General features: G+C 65.0%; 18 protein-coding genes, 1 tRNA gene and 1 other RNA gene. 11 read left to right on the top strand and 9 right to left on the bottom strand.

The annotated features are described in order from the left end of the window. Positions 1-36: 36 nt before the first annotated feature. From ACZ60G_RS20380 to tgt, 3 genes are all read left to right on the top strand, one after another. Complete coding sequence (locus ACZ60G_RS20380) at positions 37-1,845, top strand: ABC transporter ATP-binding protein (protein ID WP_465811583.1); 1,809 nt, start codon at positions 37-39, stop codon at positions 1,843-1,845. After that, a complete protein-coding gene (locus ACZ60G_RS20375) occupies positions 1,842-3,755 on the top strand; it encodes an ABC transporter ATP-binding protein (RefSeq protein ID WP_465811582.1) in 1,914 nt (637 codons plus the stop codon). Before ACZ60G_RS20380 ends, ACZ60G_RS20375 begins: the two co-directional genes overlap by 4 nt. A 68-nt stretch (positions 3,756-3,823) precedes the next feature. Further along, positions 3,824-5,074 carry a tRNA guanosine(34) transglycosylase Tgt gene (gene tgt / locus ACZ60G_RS20370; RefSeq protein WP_465811623.1) on the top strand — a complete coding sequence of 417 codons (1,251 nt, stop codon included), beginning with the start codon at positions 3,824-3,826 and terminating at the stop codon, positions 5,072-5,074. 181 nt (positions 5,075-5,255) lie between these two features. Here tgt and ACZ60G_RS20365 read toward each other — a convergent pair whose 3' ends face one another. Beyond that, complete coding sequence (locus ACZ60G_RS20365; RefSeq protein WP_465811581.1) at positions 5,256-6,038, bottom strand: queuosine precursor transporter; 783 nt, start codon at positions 6,036-6,038, stop codon at positions 5,256-5,258. A 29-nt stretch (positions 6,039-6,067) separates the two neighbouring features. Here ACZ60G_RS20365 and ACZ60G_RS20360 point away from each other — a divergent pair, with 29 nt between their 5' ends. Further along, positions 6,068-6,580 carry a DUF4190 domain-containing protein gene (locus tag ACZ60G_RS20360; protein WP_387294078.1) on the top strand — a complete coding sequence of 171 codons (513 nt, stop codon included), beginning with the start codon at positions 6,068-6,070 and terminating at the stop codon, positions 6,578-6,580. A 67-nt stretch (positions 6,581-6,647) separates the two neighbouring features. Here the strand turns inward: ACZ60G_RS20360 and ACZ60G_RS20355 are convergent, their stop codons facing one another. From ACZ60G_RS20355 to ACZ60G_RS20345, 3 genes are read right to left on the bottom strand one after another with little or no spacing between them, the layout of a single operon-like run. Next, entirely contained in the window at positions 6,648-7,352 is a 705-nt protein-coding gene (locus ACZ60G_RS20355; RefSeq protein ID WP_465811580.1) for an RDD family protein, read from the bottom strand. 45 nt (positions 7,353-7,397) lie between these two features. Beyond that, complete coding sequence (gluQRS, locus tag ACZ60G_RS20350) at positions 7,398-8,330, bottom strand: tRNA glutamyl-Q(34) synthetase GluQRS (RefSeq protein WP_465811579.1); 933 nt, start codon at positions 8,328-8,330, stop codon at positions 7,398-7,400. Between the two features lie 20 nt (positions 8,331-8,350). Next, positions 8,351-8,839 carry a DUF309 domain-containing protein gene (locus ACZ60G_RS20345; protein WP_465811578.1) on the bottom strand — a complete coding sequence of 163 codons (489 nt, stop codon included), beginning with the start codon at positions 8,837-8,839 and terminating at the stop codon, positions 8,351-8,353. A gap of 420 nt (positions 8,840-9,259) precedes the next feature. Between ACZ60G_RS20345 and ACZ60G_RS20340 the strand changes: the two genes are divergently transcribed. Then, positions 9,260-9,469, top strand: coding sequence for a DUF397 domain-containing protein (locus ACZ60G_RS20340; RefSeq protein WP_387294082.1), 210 nt, complete (start codon positions 9,260-9,262; stop codon positions 9,467-9,469). Between the two features lie 80 nt (positions 9,470-9,549). On the opposite strand, the gene qcrB is transcribed toward ACZ60G_RS20340, so the two are convergent. Beyond that, positions 9,550-11,175: a cytochrome bc1 complex cytochrome b subunit gene (qcrB, locus tag ACZ60G_RS20335; protein WP_465811577.1), complete on the bottom strand. Its 1,626-nt coding sequence runs from the start codon at positions 11,173-11,175 to the stop codon at positions 9,550-9,552. A gap of 167 nt (positions 11,176-11,342) precedes the next feature. On the opposite strand from qcrB, the gene ACZ60G_RS20330 reads away from it, so the two are divergent. After that, positions 11,343-12,839, top strand: coding sequence for a WS/DGAT domain-containing protein (locus tag ACZ60G_RS20330; protein WP_465811576.1), 1,497 nt, complete (start codon positions 11,343-11,345; stop codon positions 12,837-12,839). A 107-nt stretch (positions 12,840-12,946) separates the two neighbouring features. Here ACZ60G_RS20330 and ACZ60G_RS20325 read toward each other — a convergent pair whose 3' ends face one another. From ACZ60G_RS20325 to ACZ60G_RS20315, 3 genes are all read right to left on the bottom strand, one after another. Next, positions 12,947-13,942 carry an RNA polymerase subunit sigma-70 gene (locus ACZ60G_RS20325; RefSeq protein ID WP_465811575.1) on the bottom strand — a complete coding sequence of 332 codons (996 nt, stop codon included), beginning with the start codon at positions 13,940-13,942 and terminating at the stop codon, positions 12,947-12,949. Between the two features lie 148 nt (positions 13,943-14,090). Beyond that, the gene (locus ACZ60G_RS20320; protein ID WP_465811574.1) at positions 14,091-15,083 is read right to left on the bottom strand and encodes an NADPH:quinone oxidoreductase family protein; all 993 of its coding nucleotides are present in this window, start codon (positions 15,081-15,083) and stop codon (positions 14,091-14,093) included. A 555-nt stretch (positions 15,084-15,638) separates the two neighbouring features. Continuing rightward, positions 15,639-15,726, bottom strand: a tRNA-Ser gene (locus ACZ60G_RS20315). 139 nt (positions 15,727-15,865) lie between these two features. Here ACZ60G_RS20315 and ffs point away from each other — a divergent pair. Then, positions 15,866-15,960, top strand: an RNA gene (ffs, locus tag ACZ60G_RS20310) — signal recognition particle sRNA small type. A gap of 143 nt (positions 15,961-16,103) precedes the next feature. After that, the gene (locus tag ACZ60G_RS20305) at positions 16,104-17,393 is read left to right on the top strand and encodes an aspartate aminotransferase type Ic (protein ID WP_465811573.1); all 1,290 of its coding nucleotides are present in this window, start codon (positions 16,104-16,106) and stop codon (positions 17,391-17,393) included. Between the two features lie 60 nt (positions 17,394-17,453). Here ACZ60G_RS20305 and ACZ60G_RS20300 read toward each other — a convergent pair whose 3' ends face one another. Then, positions 17,454-18,260 (bottom strand): methyltransferase domain-containing protein, encoded by an 807-nt coding sequence (locus ACZ60G_RS20300; protein WP_465811572.1) that lies wholly within the window; start codon positions 18,258-18,260, stop codon positions 17,454-17,456. Positions 18,261-18,455: 195 nt separating this feature from the next. Here ACZ60G_RS20300 and ACZ60G_RS20295 point away from each other — a divergent pair, with 195 nt between their 5' ends. The 3 genes from ACZ60G_RS20295 (at position 18,456) to ACZ60G_RS20285 (ending at position 21,484) form a co-directional block, all read left to right on the top strand. Continuing rightward, positions 18,456-19,049, top strand: a complete 594-nt coding sequence (locus ACZ60G_RS20295; RefSeq protein ID WP_040685946.1) for an HhH-GPD-type base excision DNA repair protein — start codon at positions 18,456-18,458, stop codon at positions 19,047-19,049. A gap of 113 nt (positions 19,050-19,162) precedes the next feature. After that, entirely contained in the window at positions 19,163-19,876 is a 714-nt protein-coding gene (locus ACZ60G_RS20290) for a DUF8020 domain-containing protein (RefSeq protein WP_465811571.1), read from the top strand. A gap of 174 nt (positions 19,877-20,050) precedes the next feature. After that, a complete protein-coding gene (locus tag ACZ60G_RS20285; protein WP_465811622.1) occupies positions 20,051-21,484 on the top strand; it encodes an MFS transporter in 1,434 nt (477 codons plus the stop codon). Positions 21,485-21,807: the final 323 nt, after the last annotated feature.

Below are 21,807 nucleotides of genomic sequence, written 5' to 3'. Positions count from 1 at the left end.
CGGACCGCGCGGATTGCCGGTAGCCTCCTTTTCATCATGCTGATCAGACTGCTTCGCACTCATCTGGCCCCCTACCGGGCCCAATTGGCGGGCGTCGTCGGCCTACAACTCATCTCGGTCATCGCGATGCTGTACTTGCCGACCCTGAACGCCGACCTCATCGATAACGGTGTCACCAAGGGCGATATCGGCTACATCTGGACCACCGGTCTGTGGATGCTCGCCGTCACCGGCGTGCAGATCATCGCCTCGGCCTGCTCGGTCTACCTCGGCGCGCAGGCCGCGATGGGCGCGGGTCGGGATCTGCGCGGCGCGGTGCTGCACCGGGTCGGCACCTTCTCCGCGCGCGAGGTCGGCATGTTCGGGGCGCCCTCGCTTATCACCCGCAATACCAACGATATTCAGCAGGTTCAGCTGCTGATCGTGATGTCGGCCACCATCCTGGTGATGGCGCCGATCATGTGCATCGGCGGCATCTTCATGGCGCTGCGCGAGGACCGCGGGCTGTCCTGGCTGCTGCTCATCGCCGTGCCCGCACTTGCCATTTCGATGGGTGTCATCGTGGCGAAGATGGTGCCCGGCTTCCGCGATATGCAGCACCGGATCGACGAGGTCAACCGCGTGCTGCGCGAGCAGATCACCGGCATCCGCGTGGTGCGCGCGTTCGTGCGCGAACGCCAGGAGACCTGGCGCTTCGGCGTGGCCAACACCGAACTCACCGAATCCTCGCTGCGAGTCGGGCGGCTGATGGCGCTGATGTTCCCGCTGGTGATGCTGATCAGCAATATCACCGCCGTCGGGGTGATCTGGTTCGGCGGACATCTCATCAACGAAGACAAAATGCAGATCGGCTCGCTCACCGCGATGCTGTCCTACATCATGCAGATCCTGATGGCCGTCATGATGGCCTCGTTCCTGGCCATGATGGCGCCGCGCGCGGCCGTCTCGGCCGACCGGATCGGTGAGGTACTCGAGACCGAAACCTCGGTGCTACCGCCGCGGCTGCCGCAGCCGCTCCAGGGCGATCCGGCGCAGGTAGATCTGCAATTCGCCGAATTCGCCTTTCCCGGTGCGGAGAAGCCGGTGCTGTCCGCGATCCGGTTCCAGGTCGAGCCGGGTACGACCACGGCGATCGTCGGCTCCACCGGCGCGGGCAAGACGACGCTGCTCAATCTGATTCCCCGGCTCATCGATGTGACCGATGGCGCGGTCTACGTCGGTGGCACCGATGTGCGTCATATCGACCTCGAAGTGCTGCGCGAACAGATCGGGCTGGTGCCGCAGAAGGCATATCTGTTCTCCGGCACCATCGCGAGCAATCTGCGCTACGGCAATCCGGACGCCACCGACGAGGAACTGTGGCGATGTCTGGAGATCGCTCAGGCCGCCGACTTCGTGCGCGATATGCCGCAGGGTCTGGAAACGCCTGTCGCGCAGGGCGGCACGACCGTTTCGGGTGGTCAGCGTCAGCGGTTGGCCATCGCACGAGCGCTGGTGAAGAAGCCGCGGGTCTACCTGTTCGACGATTCGTTCTCCGCCCTCGACGTCGCCACCGATGCCCGGCTTCGCGAGGCATTGCGGCCGGAGACCAGGGATGCCTCGGTAGTCATTGTGGCGCAACGGGTTACCACCATCCGCGATGCCGATCAGATCGTGGTGCTCGAGGACGGCGTGATGGCCGGAATCGGCACCCATGAGCAGCTGATGCGCGATTGCGCGGAATACCAGGAGATCGTCGCCTCACAACTCGGCGCCGATGAGGCCGTCGTGCTCGCCAAGCGCAACGTATCGCCGCCCGGTGCGAGCGGTGACGGGTATCGGACCCGGCGGGAGGAGATCCGATGAGACCCGGAGCGGTGAATCCCGGTGCGCCGGACGCGAAAGCGAAATCGTTCGGCCCGTCGCTGCAGCGACTGTTGCGCAGGCTGGTGCCCGAGCGCGTGTACGTCGGCCTGATCGTCGGGCTCGCGATCATCTCGGTGGTGCTGAATACGCTCGGCCCTTATATCCTCGGCAAAGCCACCAACGTGGTCTTCGATGGTGTCGTCGGCCGCCAATTGCCGAGTGGCATCACCAAAGAAGAGGCGATTCAGCGCCTGCGGGCCGCCGGTAACAACACCTTCGCCGACATGCTCGGCGCGATGGATGTCACCCCGGGTGTCGGTGTGGATTTCGGTGCGGTCGGCCGGGTGCTGATGCTGGTGCTGGTGCTCTACATCGGCTCCGCGGTCTTCAGCTGGCTGCAGTCCTTCCTGCTCAATATCGTCATCAACCGCACCGTGAAGCGGCTGCGCAGCGATGTCGAGGACAAGATCCATCGACTTCCGTTGCGCTACTTCGATTCCACACCGCGCGGTGACCTGCTCAGCCGCGTCACCAATGACGTCGACAATGTGTCGCAGACCCTGCAGCAGACCATGAGCCAGCTGATCCTTTCGCTGTTCTCGGTGGTCGGCATCTTGATCATGATGTTCTGGATTTCGCCGCTGCTCGCGTTGATCGCTCTGCTCACCGTGCCCGCCGCGATCGTGGTCACCACGCAGATCGCCAAACGCTCCAAACCGCACTTCGTGAACCAGTGGAAGTACACCGGCATGGTGAACGCCCAGGTCGAGGAGGCCTTCACGGGGCACGAGGTGGTCACCGCATTCGGCCGCAACCGCGAGGTCGGTCAGGAATTCGACAAGCGCAATAACGATCTCTACGAGTCGAGTTTCAAGGCGCAGTTCATCTCCGGTCTGATCATGCCCGCGATCATGTTCCTCGGGAATGTGAACTTCGTGCTGGTGGCGCTGGTCGGCGGGCTGCGGGTGGCGACCGGCAGTCTGTCGCTCGGTGAGGTGCAGGCCTTCATCCAGTACTCCCGGCAGTTCAGCCAGCCGCTGACCCAGATCGGTGCGATGGCCAACCTGCTGCAATCCGGTGTCGCATCGGCCGAGCGGATCTTCGAGATCCTCGATGCCGAGGAGCAGTCGGCGGATCCGGTCATGGAGAACACCCGTCCGGTCGATCGCGGCCGGGTCGAGTTCGAGGCGGTGTCGTTCCGCTACGAACCGGAGACGCCGGTCATCGAGCGGCTGTCGCTGGTCGCCGAACCGGGACATGTGGTCGCCATCGTCGGTCCGACCGGTGCGGGCAAGACCACGCTGGTGAATCTGCTGCTGCGGTTCTACGAACTCGACGCGGGCACCATCACCATCGACGGCGTCGATATCACCGAGATCACCCGCGATCACCTGCGCTCCAGGATCGGCATGGTGTTGCAGGACACCTGGCTGTTCAAGGGCACGATCCGGGAGAACATCGCCTACGGCAATCCGAATGCCAGCGAGGCGGATATTCTCGAGGCCGCCCGCGCCGCCTATGTCGACCGCTTCGTACACGCGCTGCCGCACGGTTACGACACGGTCATCGACGAGGAGGGCTCGGGCGTCAGCGCTGGTGAGAAGCAGCTGATCACCATTGCCCGCGCCTTCCTGGCCAAGCCGTCCATCCTGGTGCTGGACGAGGCGACGAGTTCGGTCGACACTCGCACCGAGGCGCTGGTCCAGCACGCGACCGCGGCCCTGCGCCGGGACCGCACCAGCTTCGTCATCGCCCACCGCCTGTCCACCATCCGTGACGCCGACCTGATCGTCGTCATGGAGGCGGGCCGCATTGTCGAACACGGCAATCACGAGCGCCTCCTCGAAGAACGCGGCGCCTACTACCGCCTCTACAACGCCCAGTTCGCCGCGGCCGCCGCCGAGGCCTGAGCCGCGGCATCGCATAGCTGCCGACTGTGCGACAGCATGGTGCGGGGCACTGCGGCGTGCCTGAGAGGATGTACAGCGTGGCTGATCCTGGAGCTTTCTCGTTCACCGTCGGTACCCGTATCCCGGGGCGACACGGTCGAACGGGCGTGATCAGCACACCGCACGGTGATATCGCGACGCCCGCGTTCATTCCGGTCGGCACCAAGGCGACGGTGAAGGCGGTGCTGCCCGAGACCATGAAGGAACTCGGCGCGCAGGCGCTGCTGGCGAATGCCTACCACCTGTACCTGCAGCCGGGCCCGGACATCGTGGACGAGGCGGGTGGGCTGAGCAAATTCATGAACTGGCCCGGCCCGACCTTCACCGACAGCGGCGGCTTCCAGGTGATGTCGCTGGGTGTCGGCTTCAAGAAGGTGCTGGCCATGGAGGCGGTCGACATCCGAAGCGATGACGTGATCGCCAAGGGCAAAGAGCGCTTGGCCACCGTCGACGATGACGGCGTCACCTTTCGTTCGCATCTCGACGGCTCGAAACACCGGTTCACCCCGGAGGTTTCGATGGGCATCCAGCATCAACTCGGCGCGGACATCATGTTCGCCTTCGACGAGCTGACCACCCTGCTGAATACCCGTGCCTACCAGGAGAAGTCGCTGCAGCGCACGCACGAATGGGCGCAGCGCTGCATCGACGAGCACGAATGCCTGACCGCCGCGCGCACGCATCGCCCATATCAGGCGCTGTTCGCGGTGATCCAGGGCGCACAGTACGAAGACCTGCGGCGCAAGGCCTGTCGGGAACTGGAATCGCTGCGCGGCAGTGCCGGAACGGGTTTCGACGGCTACGGCATCGGCGGTGCGCTGGAGAAACACAATCTCGGCGCCATCGTCGGCTGGTGCTGCGATGAACTGCCCGAGGACAAGCCGCGGCATATGCTGGGCATCAGCGAACCGGAGGACATCTTCGTCGCGGTGGAGAACGGAGCGGACACCTTCGACTGTGTGAACCCGTCCCGGGTAGCGCGCAATGCGGCGATCTATGTCGCCGAGGGCAGATTCAATATCAATACCGCCAGATTCCGCCGCGACTTCACCCCGATCGACGACACCTGCGACTGCTACACCTGCGCGAACTACACCCGCGCCTATATCCATCACCTGTTCAAGGCCAAGGAGATGCTGGCCTCGACGCTGTGCACAATTCACAACGAGCGCTACACGATTCGGCTCGTCGACCGGATTCGCGAGAGCATCGAGGGCGGCTGCTTCGACGAGTACAAGGCCGAAACGCTAGGTCGCTGGAAAGGTCGCAGCTCTGCCTGATTGCAGCGCCTGCGGCGCTGCGTGTTCGCGGCCCCCTACTGTCTCGCGTCCGAGTCGTCGAGACTCGCGCCTGCGGCGCATGCGCTTCGACGACTCGGACGCGAGACGGGCCGCGAACGGTCGCTCGTAAGACTCGCTCCGTCGTGGTCAAGTTCCGAGCGGGCCTGCCGCGTCACATAATTCAGCTCAGGAGCGCGGGAGTTTCGCGTGGCGCGTAGCTCGGTTCGTGCTTCTTCAGGAAGGCGATCACCCGGTAGGTGATCGGCAGCACGATGACCTCGGCGAGCGTCTTCCAGACGAAGCCGACGATCACGTAGTTCACGAACTGTCCCCAGCTGTCGATGCCGATGGCGGTGGCCGCGATCGAGCAGAAGATCAGCGTGTCACCGAATTCGCCGACGACCGTGGAGCCGATCAGCCGCGCCCACAGGTGCTTCTCCTTGGTCTTCTCCTTGATAAATACCAGCGAGGCCGAATTCAGCATCTCGCCGACGAAATACCCGGCCAGGCCCGCGGCGACGAGCTGCGGGGTGGTGCCGATGACGGATCGGAAGGCTTCCTGATTGTCGTAGAAGGTCGCGGCGGGCAGCTCGATGGCGATCTTGAAGCAGACGACCGCGAGCAGCAGGATGGCGAAGCCGTAGTAGATGGCCCGGCGGGCGGCTTTGAAGCCGTACACCTCGCTCAGGACGTCGCCGATAATGTAGGCCAGGGGGAACAGGAACCACGCACCGTCGGTGGAGATCGGCAGGATCTCGACCGGGCCCAGCTTCACCGAATGATCGGTGAAGAATTGGACGCCTTTGGTCGCGCAGATATTCGAGATGATCAGCGTCGCGGTGAACAGGGCGACGACGGGGGTGTAGTAGCCCCGCGCGGCGACGGCGAATGCCGCGTGGGCCGCCGCGGGGCCCCCAGATTCTGGGTGTTCTTCGACTGTTTTGGACTCACTCACGCGCTTCATCCAACCAGGTTGTGGAATAGGCTGTACCAATGACGAATCCCGGCGATTCCGACGAATGGTGGAAACAGTACGGCGGCGAAGGCGTGTCGCCGGAGGCTGGCTCCCAGGGGTCGGTACCGCAGTACCCCTCGGCGCCGCAGTACCCTTCCGCGCCGCAGTACCCGCAGCAGCCGGCTCCGACGCCGCCACCTCAGCCGCAGTCGCAGTACCCGAGCTATCCGCAGCAGCCGGTCGCCGGCCCGCAGCAGCCGTACCCGCAGACCCCGGCCTATCCGGGCGCGTATCAGCCGTATGGCTATCCGCAGCAGGCCCAGGGCACTAATGGACTCGCGATCGGTTCGCTGGTCGCCTCGGTGGTCGGGCTGTGCACCTGCATCGGTTCGATCGTCGGGATCGTGCTCGGTGTCATCGCGCTCAACCAGATCAAGGAGCGCGGACAGGAGGGCCGCGGCCTGGCGCTGGCCGGTATCTGGGTGGGCGCGGGCGGCATCGTGCTTGCCATCGTCTACGTGATTCTCAACGTCGCGCTCTCGACGACATAGGACTTGAAAACATTCAGGGGCGCTCCCGATTTCGGGAGCGCCCCTGAGCTGTATCCAGGGTATGCGATCAGGCCTTGACGACCTGGGTGCCACCGGCGAACTTGTCGTGCCAGCCCTGCTTGTTCGGGTCCTGCGAGGTGGTGATGATCATGTAGATGATCAGGCCGAGCTCGGCCAGGCCACCGATGCACGGAATGATGCCGAGGGCGACATAGAGGTTGCGCTTCAGCGAAACCTCCGGGGTGATCTTCGCCGCGCCGCCGGGGGCGACGACCTTGAGGCCCACGATCTTTTTGCCGAGGGTGGTGCCCTGCGAGGTCTCCATGCCGACGAAGTACCCGAGCAACGCGATCGCGCCCACCAGACCGGTCACGATCTGCCCGCCGAGTCCGGAGCCCAGGATGAGCAAGATGATGACGTAGACCGGGATGCTGACGATCAGGTGATCGATGACGCGGGCGCCGATGCGGGCTCCGATATCACCGGGCTGTCCGCCGTATCCGTATCCCGGCTGCTCGCCATAGGGCTGCTGGGGGTAGGGCTGCTGCTGGCCGTAGGGATCCTGCGGCTGCTGTCCGTATTGCGGCTGCTGTCCGTACTGCGGCTGCTGCTGACCGTACTGCGGCGGTTGCTGGCCGTACTGGGGCTGTTGTCCGTACTGCGGCGGCTGCTGGCCGTACTGGGGCTGTCCACCCTGCGGGTACTGCTGTCCGCCTGGGTATTGTTGCCCGCCTTGCGGATATTGGTTGGGGTCGTAGCCACCGCTTGTCATATGTGTGTCCTCGTCAGTGATCAGTAGATCGGTCGATTGCGTACGTTACGGACATCGCGCGGGTTGCAACAACCCATTCTCATCGAGTATCCACGGTTCCTGGGTCAGATCGGCCGGGTCGAACCCGTCGAGTAGTTCGGCGGGCGAAACCGGGGGATAGCCCAGGGAACTGGCCAGTGCGGCCGCGACCCGATCGGGTGTGTTGCCGAGGGCGAGCTGATCGGTGAGTGTCACCGCGCCGTCGCGTTTGGCCAGTCGCTTGCCCGCGGCATTCAGCACCAGCGGCACATGTGCGTAGTGCGGGACCGGAAGGTCGAGCAGCGTCGCGAGATAGGCCTGTCGTGGCGTCGACGGCAGCAGATCGTCACCGCGGACCACCTGATCGATGCCCTGCTCCGCATCGTCGACGACGACGGCCAGGTTGTACGCCGGAATTCCGTCGCCGCGGCGCAGTACGACATCGTCGACGGGCCCGCGGTAGCGCCCGTGCAATTCATCGGTGATCTCGAATTCGGTTGCGTGCGCACGCAACCGCAGCGCGGCCGGGCGTCCGTCGGTGCGATGCGCGGCCCGCTCGGCTTCGGTCAGATCACGGCACGTGCCCGGATAGTGGCCGAGCGGTCCGTGCGGTGCGGTCGCGGCCTGCTGGATTTCCCTTCGGGTGCAATAGCACTCGTAGGTGAGCCCGGCCGCCGTGAGCCGATCGATGGCCGCTCGATAGTGCGGCAGCCGGTCGCTCTGCCGGACTACGGGGCCGTCCCAATCCAGTCCTATCGCGGCGAGATCCGCTAGTTGGCGCTGTTCGGCACCCGGCCGGACGCGATCCAGATCGTCGATTCGGAGCACGAAGCGACGTCCGGTCGATCGCGCGAACAACCAGGCCAGCACCGCGGTGCGCAGATTTCCGATGTGCAGATCGCCGGACGGGCTCGGGGCGTACCTGCCTGCTGGATTTCTGGTTACTGGCACGTTTGCCATGCTAGGGGCTCCGGTGCGGGTCACCGGATCAGCAGACGCGGCTTGAGTCGGTCTTCGGTAATCGAGGTTCCGCTGTCGAGGGCGGCCAGCAGGTCCTCGGCGTGCGCGATGAGACCCGCGCGGTCGATTCCGTATGGCACAGCAGTGTTTCGGTCGGCCGCATAGGCGCGCAGCCGGGTCACCGCACGGGTGAGCAGGGTGCGCGCGCCCTTCGGATTCGCGCGCTGGATGTGGGTCAGGCCGACCGCATATTGCGCCAGACCCTGCCACAGCATCCTTTCGGCGAACGGCCCGTTCTTCCACGCGGCCTCCAATACCTCGTGTGCGTTGAATGCCAGGCCGTCATCCAGCAGTTGCTGGGCGAAGGAAAGGGTTTGCTGGGGCGGCAGATTCAGGTCGTCCGGAATTCGCGGCACGCCGACGCTGCCGACCGGCAGCGGCCGCCCGAACCGGTCGCGTGGGCGGGGATTACGTGCGCGACCTGCCTCGTCGCGCGGGCGTTCGACCATGCTGCCCATCATCCATGGACGGAGTCGAAGGCGTCCACCCGAGTTGGTTCGATCACGATTAATTGACGGATCACGGAGCAATCACATCCCAAAAAGTTTGCTGCCCAGCAAACATAGGAATGAATGTCATCTTCCGGCAATGTTCCCGCAACTCCCCATCTTCGCAAGATTGGCAAATGCAAGCATTGAATGGGCAAGAGATCGGCAAATTCTCGACGAACCTGCTACTCTTTACCGCGCGGGGGCGACCCCGCGAGGTGAATTCACCTCGAAGTGCAGTGCGATCACGACGCACCGTGAAAGTCGCGCGCTTTGGCAAGGCGCACCGCGGGATTCGGCGTTCCGCGCCGGATGCCGGTGCTAGTTAGAACGATGTCAGAAGAATAATCTCGTTCTCGACGCAGCAAAGGAGCTAGTGCCGTGGAAGTTGACTTGACGGGCGCTGTGTGGCGTAAGAGCACATACAGCGGCCCCGACGGGAACTGCGTGGAAGTCGCATTTCTCGTCGACGGCAACGTGGCGGTCCGCGACACCAAAGACAACGGCTACGGTCCGTTGTTGGCGTTTACGCCCGGCGAGTGGAACGCGTTCCTAAACGGAATGTCAAAGGGGGAGTTCGGCCGCGCCTGAACAACAGGTACGTCCGAACCAACAGCACGGGCCCCGGGTCGGCACGGACTCGGGGCCTTCGCAGGTGCTGAGCGCCTTTCTCAGGGGTGCCGGCCGTCGGTCTGCTCCTGAGCTGCGCGTAGCACGGCGAGCTGCTTGCGTTCTTCCTCGTGCTCGGCCGCCGTATGCGCGCGGGACTCCTGCCACGGATCGGGTCGGAAGAATCCGCCGGTGCCCGGCTTACCCGCCGAACCCAGCTTGTTCATCTTCTTCGGCACCGTCGCGCCCTGATAGGTCAACGGAATCGGGTGACCGTGCTCGTCGACCGGACCGAGCGGCTGGTGGATCTCGATGTACTCGCCGTCCGGCAGCCGCCTGATAATGCCGGTCTCGATGCCGTGCTCCAGCACCGCGCGGTCGCTGCGCTGCAGGCCCAGGCAGATGCGGTAAGCGGCGAAGTAGGCCATCGCGGGCAGTGTCAGAATGCCGATCCGGCCGACCCAGGTCGTCGCGTTCAGTGAGACATCGAATTTGTAGGCGATGATGTCGTTTACGCAGGACAGCGTCAGTACCACGTAGAAGGTGATCGCCATCGCGCCGATCGCGGTGCGGACCGGCACGTCACGCGGGCGCTGCAGCAGGTTGTGGTGTGCGGTGTCCTTGGTCAGGCGCCGTTCGATCCAGGGATAGGCGATCAGCACGGTGAAGACCAAGCCCATGATCATCGCACCCCAGAACGGTGCGGGCACGGTATAGCGGCCCGGATACAGCTCCCAGGGCGGGATCAGGCGCATCATGCCGTCTGTCCACATCATGTAGAAGTCCGGCTGGGTGCCCGCCGACACCTTGGCCGGGCTGTAGGGCCCGAAGGCCCAGATCGGGTTGATCTGCAGCAGGCCGCCCATAAGTGCGACGACACCGAGGGTGAACGCGAAGAACGCGCCCTGATCCAGCGAGAACACCGGCACGATGCGCGTGCCGATCACATTGTGTTCGGAGCGGCCCGGACCCGGGAACTGGGTGTGCTTCTGGTACCAGACCAACGCGATATGCGCGGCGATCAGCGCGAGCATGATGCCGGGGAATAGCAGCACGTGCGCGATGAACAGGCGCGGAAGGATGATCTCGCCCGGATAGTCGCCGCCGAACATCAACCAGTGCATCCAGGTGCCGATGAGCGGAATGCCGAGCGTGATGGAGGAGAACGCCGCCCGCAGGCCGGTGCCCGAGAGCAGGTCGTCGGGCAGCGAGTAGCCGAAGTACCCCTCGAACATGGCCAGGATCAGCAGCAGCGAGCCGAGCACCCAGTTCGCTTCGCGCGGCTTGCGGAACGCGCCGGTGAAGAAGATCCGGAACAGGTGCACGATGATCGAGGCTGCGAAAAGCAGTGCAGCCCAATGGTGGACCTGGCGCACGAACAAACCGCCGCGGACCTCGAAGGAGAGGTTCAGCGCCGTCTCATAGGCGCGGGTCATGGACACCCCGCGCAGCGGCTGGTAAGCGCCGTTGTAGGTGACCTCGGCCATCGATGGGTCGAAGTACAGCGTCAGATAGGTACCGGACAGCACCAGGATGATGAAGCTGTAGAGCGCGATCTCGCCGAGTAAGAACGACCAGTGGGTCGGAAAAACCTTGTTGATCGACCGTTTGATGAATCTCGCGGCCTGATATCGCTCGTCGAAGGAGTTGGCTTGTTCGCCTACCTTACGACCTATGTCAATAGCCATGGCCGACACCCCGCTCTGGTGAGTGGTGGTATGTGTTCTACTACAGACGGTAGCAGGGGATCGGCCGGGAATCGATAGGTTTCCCTGAACCGCAATGTGGAACAAGATCATTCAGTTTCCCGGTGCCGGCCTATACCTCCCGCTAACCGGTGTCATATCGTCGACTCGTGAGTACGGTGGCCGCCCAGGACGCGACGATGTACTGGCTGTCGGGCCGTACCCGAAATGACCTCTTCATGCTGTATTGCTTCGATGATTCCGGGCGTTCCGGTGCGCAACTGCGCGAGTTCGTCGCGCACCGCAGTGCGGAGATTGCCGACCTGTCGGTGCGGCTGCGCGAGCTGCCCGGAGATCTGGACTATCCGGCATGGGTTCGGTGTGAATTCCGTGCCGAGCAATTTATGGAACATATCCTTCCGGAACCGGATTGGCCGAGTGTGTGTGAGGTGCTCGGCAAACTGCTCGGTACCGGGGTGGACGCGGCGGTGCGGCCATGGCGGTTGCATGTGTTTCGTGGGGTTGCCGGTGCGCCAGGGGGTGCTGGACCGGCAATGGTAGCTGTGTTGCAGATGTCGCACGCGTTGGCGGATGGGCGACGGGGTGCGGAGCTCGCCAGGGCGTTGTTTTCCGAGGTTGGCGGGGGTGATGGGGTTGCGCCGATCGCCGGCGCCGCGCCGGTTGCCGATGGCGCCTTTTGTGCCGTACCGGTTGCTGTATTGCGAGATTCGGTTGCTCGGGCGCTGGGTGGGCATGCTGCCGGCTTCGGTCGGCGCCTCGGTGCGGCAGTGGCCGAATCGGCGCCGGTGGATCCCATGTATCTGCATTCGGTGCCCGCCCTGCTGCGGATGCCGATTCAGTTCGCGCGCACAGCGATTCGCGGGTATCAAGCCTTCCGGGCGCAGCAGGAATTGGCCGAATTGACCAGTGCGGGAAGGCTTCCGGAGCCAGGGCCCGCGTTCACGCCGAGTCTGGTGAACCGGAGCGATTCGACAGATAGGCACGCCCATCAGGCACGAATGATCGTCTGCGATGCCGAACGGCTGCGCATCCCGGGCTGCACCGTGACCGTGGTCGCGCTGACCGCCGTGTCGATAGCACTTGATCGCTATCTGATCGCGCGAGGTGAACGAGCGGACCGCCTGGGCGCGCAAGTGCCGATGGCCTTGTCCGGCAATCGGATAGCGGCTCGCAATAACTACCGAAGCCTCGGTGTCGACCTGTTCATCGACGAACCGGACCTACTGGCCCGCGCGAACAAGATCGCCACAGCCCTCGCCGATCGCCGAACCCGCGCCCAGCATCCACTGCTCACCGCACAGGACCGCGTCACCGCCGTCACCCCCGCCCCACTACTGCGCCGCGACATCGAGCACTACCCGCTCGACACCGTCCCCGACTCCATCGCCGGACATACCGTGGTCTCCAGCGTCCACCGCGGCCCCGCCGACCTGACCTTCGGCGGCGCACCCGTCCGCTTCACCGGCGGCTTCCCCGCAATCGGCTCGGTCATGCACCTGACCCACGGTGTACACGGCCTCGGCGAAACCGTCACCGTCTCGATCCATGCGGACACGGCCGCACTACCGGACATCGATAATTACGTCGACCTGCTACGCGATGCGCTGAACGAGGTATTCGACTGTGCCATAGGAGAATTGGGATAGCTCCTGAATTCGGGCCGGGTGATTCGGCGCATTCCGGCACAGGACTTCGACTCATGGTCGAACCGCTTTTTGCGCTCGAATGTATTGGGTGCCAGCACATTCGGGCTTCAGGTGATCAGGGCTCCGGGGAAGCCGAACATCGCGACCAGCGCCGGATCGTGGAGTGCGATCACACGGGAGACGCCGGTAGTAGTTGGGGCCAGCACCACGATGCCGTTTGCCCGGAACACACAGTCGGCGTCTCGGTAGTAGATGACGGCGGCCGGCTGGCCGTTGGCTGTAGTAGCGATCATCCGCCAGTCGCCGGGTGTGCCGAGCACGTACGCGTCGAGCATGTGGATGCACCGCACCCGGCCTGCGTACCATTCGCGGAATGGCGTCGCCTCCAGCGTGGCGTCTGTGCGCAGCACTTGTTCCAGCAGACCGGCATCGGAACGCTCGAAGGCTGCGATGTAGCCGTCGAGCAGTGCACGCGCCCGCTGGTCGGCCGGTTCGAGCAGTTCCTCGGGCTCCGGATCCAGTTCGTCCAGCCGGGCGCGGGCGCGCTGCAGACCGCTCTTGACCGCCGCCGTAGTGGTGCCGAGGATCTCCGCGGTTTCGGCCGCGGAGAACGCGAGCACCTCGCGCAGGATGAGGATCGCGCGCTGGCGGGCGGGCAGGTGCTGCAGGCTCGCGATGAGTGCCAGCCGTAGCGACTCGCGCGCGATCACCGCTGCGGCCGGATCGTCGGCGGCCGGGGCGATCCACCCGTCCGGCAACGGTTCCAGCCACGAGACCTCGCCCGGCGCAACGTGACTCGGCGGGCGATCGGGTCCGTCGTAAGCCCCTGTCAGGCCCGAGGGCAGCACCCGGATCCGGCGCGGCTGCAACGCCGTCAGGCAGACATTGGTGGCGATCTTGTAGAGCCAGGACCGAATCGACGCGCGTCCCTCGAAGCCGGCGTAGGAACGCCATGCCCGCAGATATGTTTCCTGTACCAGGTCCTCCGCGTCCTGGGACGAGCCGACCATGCGGTAGCAGTGCGCCAGCAGCTCACGGCGGAACCGCTCGGTTTCGGCGGCGAAGCGGGCCTGGTTCGCCGCCTCCGGCCCGTGCGCCGTCATGTCGCGAGTGTAGGCCGCGGCCGGTCGGCCGGATGCGCGATGGAATCCCACGGGCTGCTCCTTGTCCGGACCGGTCCCGCTGGTCGGGACGGTCGCTATTACGACCGGGATGCTGTTGCGAAGGAATCGAAACGCAGCTCAGGGGTGGTCACGGCAGCAGTGCCAGTTTGCCGGTGGTGGCCCGGGTTTCGAGTTCCGCGAGGGCTTTCGGACCGTCGGACAAGTCGTAGGCGGTGGGGCGAGCGGGCGTGAGGACGCCGGTGGTGATGAGCGCGGACAGCTCACCCATGAGCTCGCCGAATATCTGTGGTGCGGCCTGGCTCAGCACGCCGATGTTGAGTCCGATGATGTGGACCTGGTGCTTGTACACCAACTCCCAGTTGGTGATCGCGGCCTCGCCGCCTGCCACGCCGTAGACGACGATCCGGCCGGTGACCCGCTTGGCCGCGGCCAGGCTGGCATCGAAGGTGGCGCCCCCGGCGGACTCGAGCACCAGATCGGCGCCGATGCCGCCGGTCAGCTGCAGTACCTCGGCGGCGAGGTCCTCGGTGCGGGAGTCCAGGACGTGGTCGGCGCCGAGTGCCCGCACAGTCTCGTGCTTGCCCGGCGAGGCAGTGGCGATGACCGTCGCACCGTAGTGCTTGGCCATGGTCACCGCGGCCTGGCCGGTCGCGCCCGCCGCGGCGTGGATCAGCACGGTCTCGCCGGCGGTGATGCGGCCCAGCGGCCTGAGCGCGGCCAGCGCGGTGGGCCAGTTCACGACCAAGCCCAGCGCCTGCTCGGCCGTCCAGCCGTCCGGCACCGGCACCGCCGCAGCCGCGGGCAGGACCATGTACTCGGCGAAAGCCCCGTAGCCGACGCCGATAACCCGGTCCCCTGGTTGCGGACCGGTCGTTGCAGCACCCACCGCCACGACCTCGCCGACGGCCTCGAAACCCGCCAGATACGGTGGTTGCGGGCCGTCGAGGAATGTGCCGTAAGCCCTCGAGATATCGGCGAAATTGACACCGGCGGCCGCGACCCGGATCAGGACCTCGCCCGGGCCGGGCACCGGTACCGGTGCGTCGATGATCGAACGCATATCCTGCGGACCCTTCAGCGAGGTCTGCTGCAGGGCGCGCATAGTGGTGGGAATACTCACAGCGATCAGCTCTCTTTCTCGGCTTGCCTCGTCGACATGTAGACCTCGGTCGCCGCAGAAAGGAATCGGCAGCCGCGAATCGTCCGAAAACCAACAGACCGGTGAGCCCGCGCGCACGCCCTGCAGCACAGCGACCCCGGCAGCAGTCGACGAAAGCGAGCTGTGCTGCCGCCTACCGCGCTGACCACACCAGCGGCCGACGGGCGAGACCCGCTGCGGCGCAGGACATCCTGTAATGCTGGGTTGAACTGCTTTGGCGGTATCAGCGGCGACAATCTGTGACCCGGTTGTAGTCACCGAGACGTGAAACCCCCGCTGCAGCCCGAGCACCGGTCAGCCCGACCGATATGCGAATAGGCGTCGCACGATGCCGGGTGCGCCGCCGGGGCGGGCTGCAGAAAGTCGACGGCCGCAAACGCAACCACGTCTGAACGGAGGGTGAGTGTCGACCGCGTCGATGCGCGGGTCGAGCAGCGCCCGAAATGGCATTCGACAAGTGGTGCGGAAACAACAGCAGGTCAGGACCTTGAAAACGTGTCCTGACCTGCTGTTTTGTGGCGGAGGATAGGGGATTTGAACCCCTGAGGGCGTTAACCCAACCCGCGTTCCAGGCGAGCGCCATAGGCCACTAGGCGAATCCTCCGTGGAGCAGCATACCGGGTGCCCCCGGTCGGTCGCCAAATTGGGGCTGGTCGGGGCGGGAAGTCCCAGTTCGGCCCCTCTTCGACCCTGCTCGGCACACCCGGTGATGATCATTGTCGGATCCGCCCGCTACACTGGCATACGGATCCCGCGCGGCGCGCATCCTGTGAACTCCCCCAGGGCCGGAAGGCAGCAAGGGTCAACGGGCTCTGCCGGGTGCGCGGGGTCCCCTATATTCACTCCAATTCGGAGCAACCGCCGGGTAACGTGAACACGGTCCGCCGGACGTCGAACGCGCTCGGCTGGATCGAAGAGTCCGACCGCGATAATCGGCTCGGACGTCAATCGCCCCTTCGCTGCTTCGAAAGGCTGCTCAGGATGCCCCGGCAAACGCAGATCGGTTTGATGAGCCCCCCGGAGCTCGTGTCCGAACACGAGACCCAGACCGCGAATTACGCGACGCTCAAGACCGAGAAGCTCACGCTGGATCTGACCAGGGGTAAACCTTCGCCGGAGCAACTCGACCTCTCCGCGGAACTGCTCACGCTGCCCGGTCCTGGCGATTTCAAGGACGGCACCGGCACCGATTGCCGCAACTACGGTGGGCTGCACGGTCTTCCGGAATTGCGTGCGATCTTCGGTGAACTGCTCGGCATTCCGGTCGAGAACCTGATCGCGGGCAATAACGCCAGCCTCGAGCTGATGCACGATGTGATCAGCTACGCATTGCTGTACGGCACACCGGATTCCGAGCGTCGCTGGGTGGCCGAGCCCACGCTGAAGTTCCTGTGTCCGAGCCCCGGCTACGACCGGCACTTCGCGATCACCGAGGCGCTCGGCTTCGAGATGATTCCGATTCCGATCGGTCACGACGGGCCGGATGTGCACGCCATCGCCGAATTGGTGGCCGATGATCCGCAGATCAAGGGTCTGTGGGCGGTGCCGAACTACTCCAACCCGACCGGCGTCATCTTCTCCGAAGAGGTTGTCCAGGAGTTGGTTTCGATGCCCACCGCAGCGGCGGACTTCCGCCTGTTCTGGGACAACGCCTACGCGGTGCATCCGCTGACCGATACCGCCGCACCCGTCCTCGACGTGCTCGGTATGGCGGCCGCGGCCGGAAATCCGAACCGCCCCATTGTTTTCGCCTCCACCTCGAAGATCACCTTCGCCGGTGCGGGGGTGAGCTTCCTCGGTGCGTCCACGCCGAACCTGAACTGGTACCTCGACCACGCGGCGAAGAAGAGCATCGGCCCGGACAAGATCAACCAACTGCGGCACCTGCGGTTCTTCAAGGACGCCGACGGCGTGCGCGCGCATATGCAGAAGCATCGCGCCATCCTCGAACCGAAATTCGCACTGGTACTGAAGATTCTGGAGGATCGGCTCGGCGCCTCCAAGGTCGCGTCCTGGACCGAGCCGAAGGGCGGCTACTTCATCAGCCTCGATGTCCTGGAGGGCACCGCGGCCCGGGTGATCGCGCTGGCCAAGGATACGGGCATCGCGCTCACCGCGGCCGGTTCGGCCTTCCCGTACCGGAATGACCCGGAGGACAAGAACATCCGCATCGCCCCCAGCTTCCCCCAGCTGCCCGAACTGGAGAAGGCGATGGACGGTCTGGCCACCTGCGTACTGCTCGCGGCCACCGAGAAATTGCTCGACAAATAGCTCGACACACAACGGGCGCATACCGAATCGGTATGCGCCCGTTGTGTTTTCGCTCGAATATCAGTGTGGCTTATGCGCCAGTACGGCGAACATGGTCACCGATAGGTGGACGTCACCGGTTTCGGCGCCCCGTTCCAGATCCGCGATGAGCTGGTCGCGCTGTGCCTCGGTGATGGAACCGCGCGCGACCGCCATGGCGGAGATGCGGTTGACCAGCGCGCCCGCGCCGACCGTCCGGTCCTGTACCAGGGCGTGCGAGCCGATCTCATCGATAACCAGGCCGGCCTTGGTCAGCAGTCCGGGCAGTCTGCGGCCGGAGAACGGGTTGGTGGTTGCGGCGATCAGGGTGTCGACGACCTCGCGAACCACCCGACGGTCGCCGGGATGCACGATTGCCGTGCCCCAGTCGCTGTCCATCACAACGACACGGCCACCGGGCTTCAGCACTCGAACGATCTCGTTGGCGGCGCGATTGGGTGCGGTCAGGTGTTGGAACACCCGCTCGCAGAGCGCGGCGTCGAAGGTTTTCGCGCCGAACGGCAGCCCGTAGGCGTCGCCGGAATGGAACTTGGCCGTCGAACCGGCCTGTTCGGCGCGGCGTTCGGCGGAGGTCAGCAGCTGCGGATCGGGTTCGACACCGATCGCGGTGCCGGTCGGGCCGACCGCCTCAGCGAAGGCGATGACCTCCGAGCCGGTGCCCGATCCGACATCGACCGCACTCTCGCCGGGCTGCAGCGCCAATGCTTCATGTGCCCACGTGCGCAGTCGGCGGATGCCAGGCAGCGCCGCCTGCAGGTCTCGCACGTCGACCAACTGATCCTGGCCCGCGCTATCGAAGCGATCCGGGCGTAACCCCTGCATATTCATGGGCCCGATTCCGTCTCTGGGTATTGCCGTCGTCTGAGGCATGGCGCTGAGCCTACTTCGGCACCGAGCGCATCGCACGGCAGGACTGTGAGGTGGGTCACGATTCGGGCATGCCACCGATCCGGGTGGGCCGGACCACGCGACGGTTCCGAGTGAGATGATCGGAGAAGTCCGGTACCAGCGAAAGGAAGTCCTGTGGCCAAAGCGAAGTCCGCGACTGTCAAGCTGTGTCTCGCCCAGGAGCCGGAGGCGGACAAACTCCTTTCCGAGGATTCCTTCGCGTTGCTGACGGGCATGCTGCTCGATCAGCAGTTCCCGCTCGAACATGCCTTCCGCGGGCCGAAGAAGATCGCCGACCGCATGGACGGCTTCGATATCCAGCGGATCGCCGACGCCGATACCGAGGCGTTCGAAGAACTGTGCGCGACCCCGCCCGCCATTCATCGCTACGGCCGGTCCATGGCCCGCCGCACCCAGGAACTCGCGCGCTATGTGGTCGAGCATTACGACGGCAAGACCGAGCGCATCTGGACCCAGGGCGATCCGGACGGCAAAGAGGTGCTACGACGTTTGAAGGACCTGCCGGGATACGGCGATCAGAAGGCCAGGATCTTCCTCGCGCTGCTCGGCAAGCAGCTCGGTGTGCAGCCGAAGGGGTGGGAAGCGGCGGCAGGCGCCTACTCCGAAGCGGGCTCCCGGCGCTCGGCCGCCGATATTGTCGACGGCGAATCCCTTTTGGAAGTAAGGGCTTTCAAGAAGCAGATGAAGGCCGCGGCCAAGAAGTCCTGAAGTCGCTCCGGGTTTGCCTATTCGAATCTGTCTGCATTTTTCCCTCGTGCCCGATTGAGTTCTCGCCGATGCTTTTCCCTCGGTAGCAACACCTAGATGAGGGAACGCAGTACATGAGGATGAGCAAACTCGCCGTCGTCGCGGCGCTGGTGACCATGGCGACCGGTGTGGTCGCGGGCACCTCGGCCGCCGCCCCGGCCGCGACCGAAAGCGACGATAGCGCAATCAATTTCACCGCCGAAGCAATAGGCGATTCATCGATTATCAAGACCGACGCGGGTTCGCTGGCGGTCGAGGGCGATGTCTTCGAGATCAAGGCCGCCGATGGCACCGTGCTCGCGGGCACCCCACTGCGGTTCCGGATCGACGACTTCGAATTCCCGATCGCCGCACAGATTTCCGATCGCACCGCGACATTGACCCCGCAAATCGATCGCGAACACGCGGTCTACAAGCCGGTCGCGCTGCCCTACGAGGACCAGGCCCCCTGGAAGACCCCATACGACCGTGAGGTCGCGGCCTGGACCCGCTTCACGAGCACCGTCTCGGCGGCGGCCACCGTCGGCACGCTGGTCGGCGGTCTCATCGGTGGTGCGGCGGGCTGCGTGCTCGGCGGTATCGCCGGTGCCACGGTTGCCTCGGCGACCATTGTCGGCCTGTTCGGTCCGTTCATTCCGGCCGCCGCCATCGGCTGCCTCGGCGGCATCATCGCCGTCGGCGCCCTCGGCACCCTGGCCGGTCAGATCCTGGTGACCGCGCCGGTCGCGATCGGTGCGGCGATCCAGTACTTCACCACCATCAACCAGCCGTTCGTCCCGGCCAAGTAGGTCGCACGGCATCCGTGGCCCCACCGTCGCCACGGAAACAGGCCCCGCCCAGTACCTCTCGACTGGGCGGGGCCTTCTTGTGTCGACCGGCAAGATCATGACCAGGTCTTTTATGCGCGCGCATTACTTGCGTTGACATTTAATGCGTGTGCATCTAAATTACCGAACGTGACTATGACAGCTACCGCATCCGAGACCCGGACCGCCGCATCTACCGAGCACGCCCCGGGCCGTTGGGGCCCGACGTTGTGGGCCGTGCTGTTCGTCGCCGGTCTGGCGATGTTCCTCGACGCACTCGACGTCTCTATGGTCGGCGTCGCCCTCCCGTCCATCGGATCCGAACTGGGGCTCGACACCGAGAGCCTGCAGTGGATCGTCAACGGCTACATCCTCGGCTACGGCGGCCTGCTGCTGCTCGGTGGCCGCGCCGCCGACCTGCTCGGCCGTCGACAGGTATTCCTCACGGCTCTCGTGGTTTTCGGGCTCGCCTCACTCGCGGGCGGTCTGGTCGACGACGGTGCGCTGCTGATCGCCAGCCGCATCATCAAGGGCGTCGCCGCCGCATTCACCGCACCCGCGGCACTTTCGATCATCACCACCACCTTCAAGGAAGGCCACGATCGCAATCGCGCACTGTCGATCTTCACGGTCTTCGGCGCCACCGGTTACGCCTCCGGCCTGATCGTCTCGGGTCTGCTCACCGGCGTCGACTGGCGACTGACCTTCTATGTCCCGGTGCTGGTCGTCGCGGCCGTGGTGGTCACCGCCTACTTCGTGGTACCGCGCAATATCGAGAAGGAACAGGGTCGCATCGACTTCGCCGGTGCCGCACTGCTGACCGGTGGCATGCTGGCCGCTGTCTACACCATCGTCACCGCACCTGAAAAGGGTCTCACCGCAACGGTTGTCGCGACCGCGGTAATCGCCGTCGCCCTGCTCAGCGCGTTCTTCGTGGTGGAGAACAAGGTGGCCCACCCGCTGGTGCGGCTGAGCATCTTCAAGGTGAAGTCGATCGTCCGGGCGAATCTGGCCGCACTGGCCATCTTCGGCTCCTACATCAGCTTCCAGACGATCGTGTCGCTGTACCTGCAGAACACCCTCGGCTGGACGCCGCTGAAGATGGCGCTGGCCCTGGCTCCGACGGGCATTATCGTGGCGATCCTCTCGCCGGTCGCGGGCAAGCTGATCGACCGCTACGGCACTACACCGATGATCATCGCCTCGATGACCTCGTTCGTGATCGGGTACGTCTGGTTCATCTCCTTCGGCGGCAGCGCCGACCCGGCCTACGTCGTGGACTACCTGCCCGCGTTCCTGCTGCTCGGCCTCGGCTTCGCGCTCGGCTTCTCCTCGGTCATGGTGCAGGCCACCGAGGGCATCGCCGACCATGAGCAGGGGCTGGCCTCGGGACTGGTGCAGACCTCCGGCCAGATCGGTGGCGCGGTCGTGCTCGCCGTGGTCACGGGGCTGATCAGCGGTGGCGCCGCCACCAGCATCGCGCAGTACCGACCGGGTCTGTATCTGGTCACCGTGGTCGCGCTGGTCGGGCTGATCGCCTCGGCCACCGCACTGCTGGCCCGTCGTCAGTTGGTCGCGGAAGCGGCGTAACCCAGCAGCCCGGGATCGGGCGAGCCAGTCACCCCATGGGGGTCGCCGAAGCGGCGGCCCCCATTCGGCTTTTTCGGACAAATCGTGCTCTGGGCCACATTTTCCCGGAACCCGGTGCGCGCCAAGGATTTCGAAACGAAGCACGCATCCGAGGAGTTCCCGCTCCGCCGATAGGGCTTGGTGCGCGGCGATTTCGGTGTTAACTTTGATCCCATGTCTTCGAGCCGTCCGACCGCACTGCGGGTCACCTACGTGACCGCCGCACTGGGTCTGCGACTGCCGTTGACTCGCGAACTGTGTTGTTCCTGCTGCAGCTGAGCCGC

This window comes from Nocardia sp. NPDC102475, from assembly GCF_055584605.1.
The sequence above is the reverse complement of the archived record's forward strand: the minus strand, read 5'-3'. Positions and strand labels throughout refer to the sequence as shown.

What these genes read in the sequence shown, in the direction of transcription:
- ACZ60G_RS20365 (WP_465811581.1), bottom strand. Translation starts at nt 6,038, where the DNA reads ATGAAGCGCGTGAGTGAGTCCAAAACAGTCGAAGAACACCCAGAATCT.
- qcrB (WP_465811577.1), bottom strand. Translation starts at nt 11,175, where the DNA reads ATGGCTATTGACATAGGTCGTAAGGTAGGCGAACAAGCCAACTCCTTC.
- ACZ60G_RS20375 (WP_465811582.1), top strand. Translation starts at nt 1,842, where the DNA reads ATGAGACCCGGAGCGGTGAATCCCGGTGCGCCGGACGCGAAAGCGAAA.
- ACZ60G_RS20305 (WP_465811573.1), top strand. Translation starts at nt 16,104, where the DNA reads ATGCCCCGGCAAACGCAGATCGGTTTGATGAGCCCCCCGGAGCTCGTG.
- ACZ60G_RS20355 (WP_465811580.1), bottom strand. Translation starts at nt 7,352, where the DNA reads ATGACAAGCGGTGGCTACGACCCCAACCAATATCCGCAAGGCGGGCAA.
- ACZ60G_RS20300 (WP_465811572.1), bottom strand. Translation starts at nt 18,260, where the DNA reads ATGAATATGCAGGGGTTACGCCCGGATCGCTTCGATAGCGCGGGCCAG.
- ACZ60G_RS20360 (WP_387294078.1), top strand. Translation starts at nt 6,068, where the DNA reads ATGACGAATCCCGGCGATTCCGACGAATGGTGGAAACAGTACGGCGGC.
- ACZ60G_RS20285 (WP_465811622.1), top strand. Translation starts at nt 20,051, where the DNA reads ATGACAGCTACCGCATCCGAGACCCGGACCGCCGCATCTACCGAGCAC.
- gluQRS (WP_465811579.1), bottom strand. Translation starts at nt 8,330, where the DNA reads ATGGCAAACGTGCCAGTAACCAGAAATCCAGCAGGCAGGTACGCCCCG.
- ACZ60G_RS20380 (WP_465811583.1), top strand. Translation starts at nt 37, where the DNA reads ATGCTGATCAGACTGCTTCGCACTCATCTGGCCCCCTACCGGGCCCAA.
- ACZ60G_RS20345 (WP_465811578.1), bottom strand. Translation starts at nt 8,839, where the DNA reads ATGGTCGAACGCCCGCGCGACGAGGCAGGTCGCGCACGTAATCCCCGC.
- tgt (WP_465811623.1), top strand. Translation starts at nt 3,824, where the DNA reads ATGTACAGCGTGGCTGATCCTGGAGCTTTCTCGTTCACCGTCGGTACC.
- ACZ60G_RS20290 (WP_465811571.1), top strand. Translation starts at nt 19,163, where the DNA reads ATGAGGATGAGCAAACTCGCCGTCGTCGCGGCGCTGGTGACCATGGCG.
- ACZ60G_RS20325 (WP_465811575.1), bottom strand. Translation starts at nt 13,942, where the DNA reads ATGACGGCGCACGGGCCGGAGGCGGCGAACCAGGCCCGCTTCGCCGCC.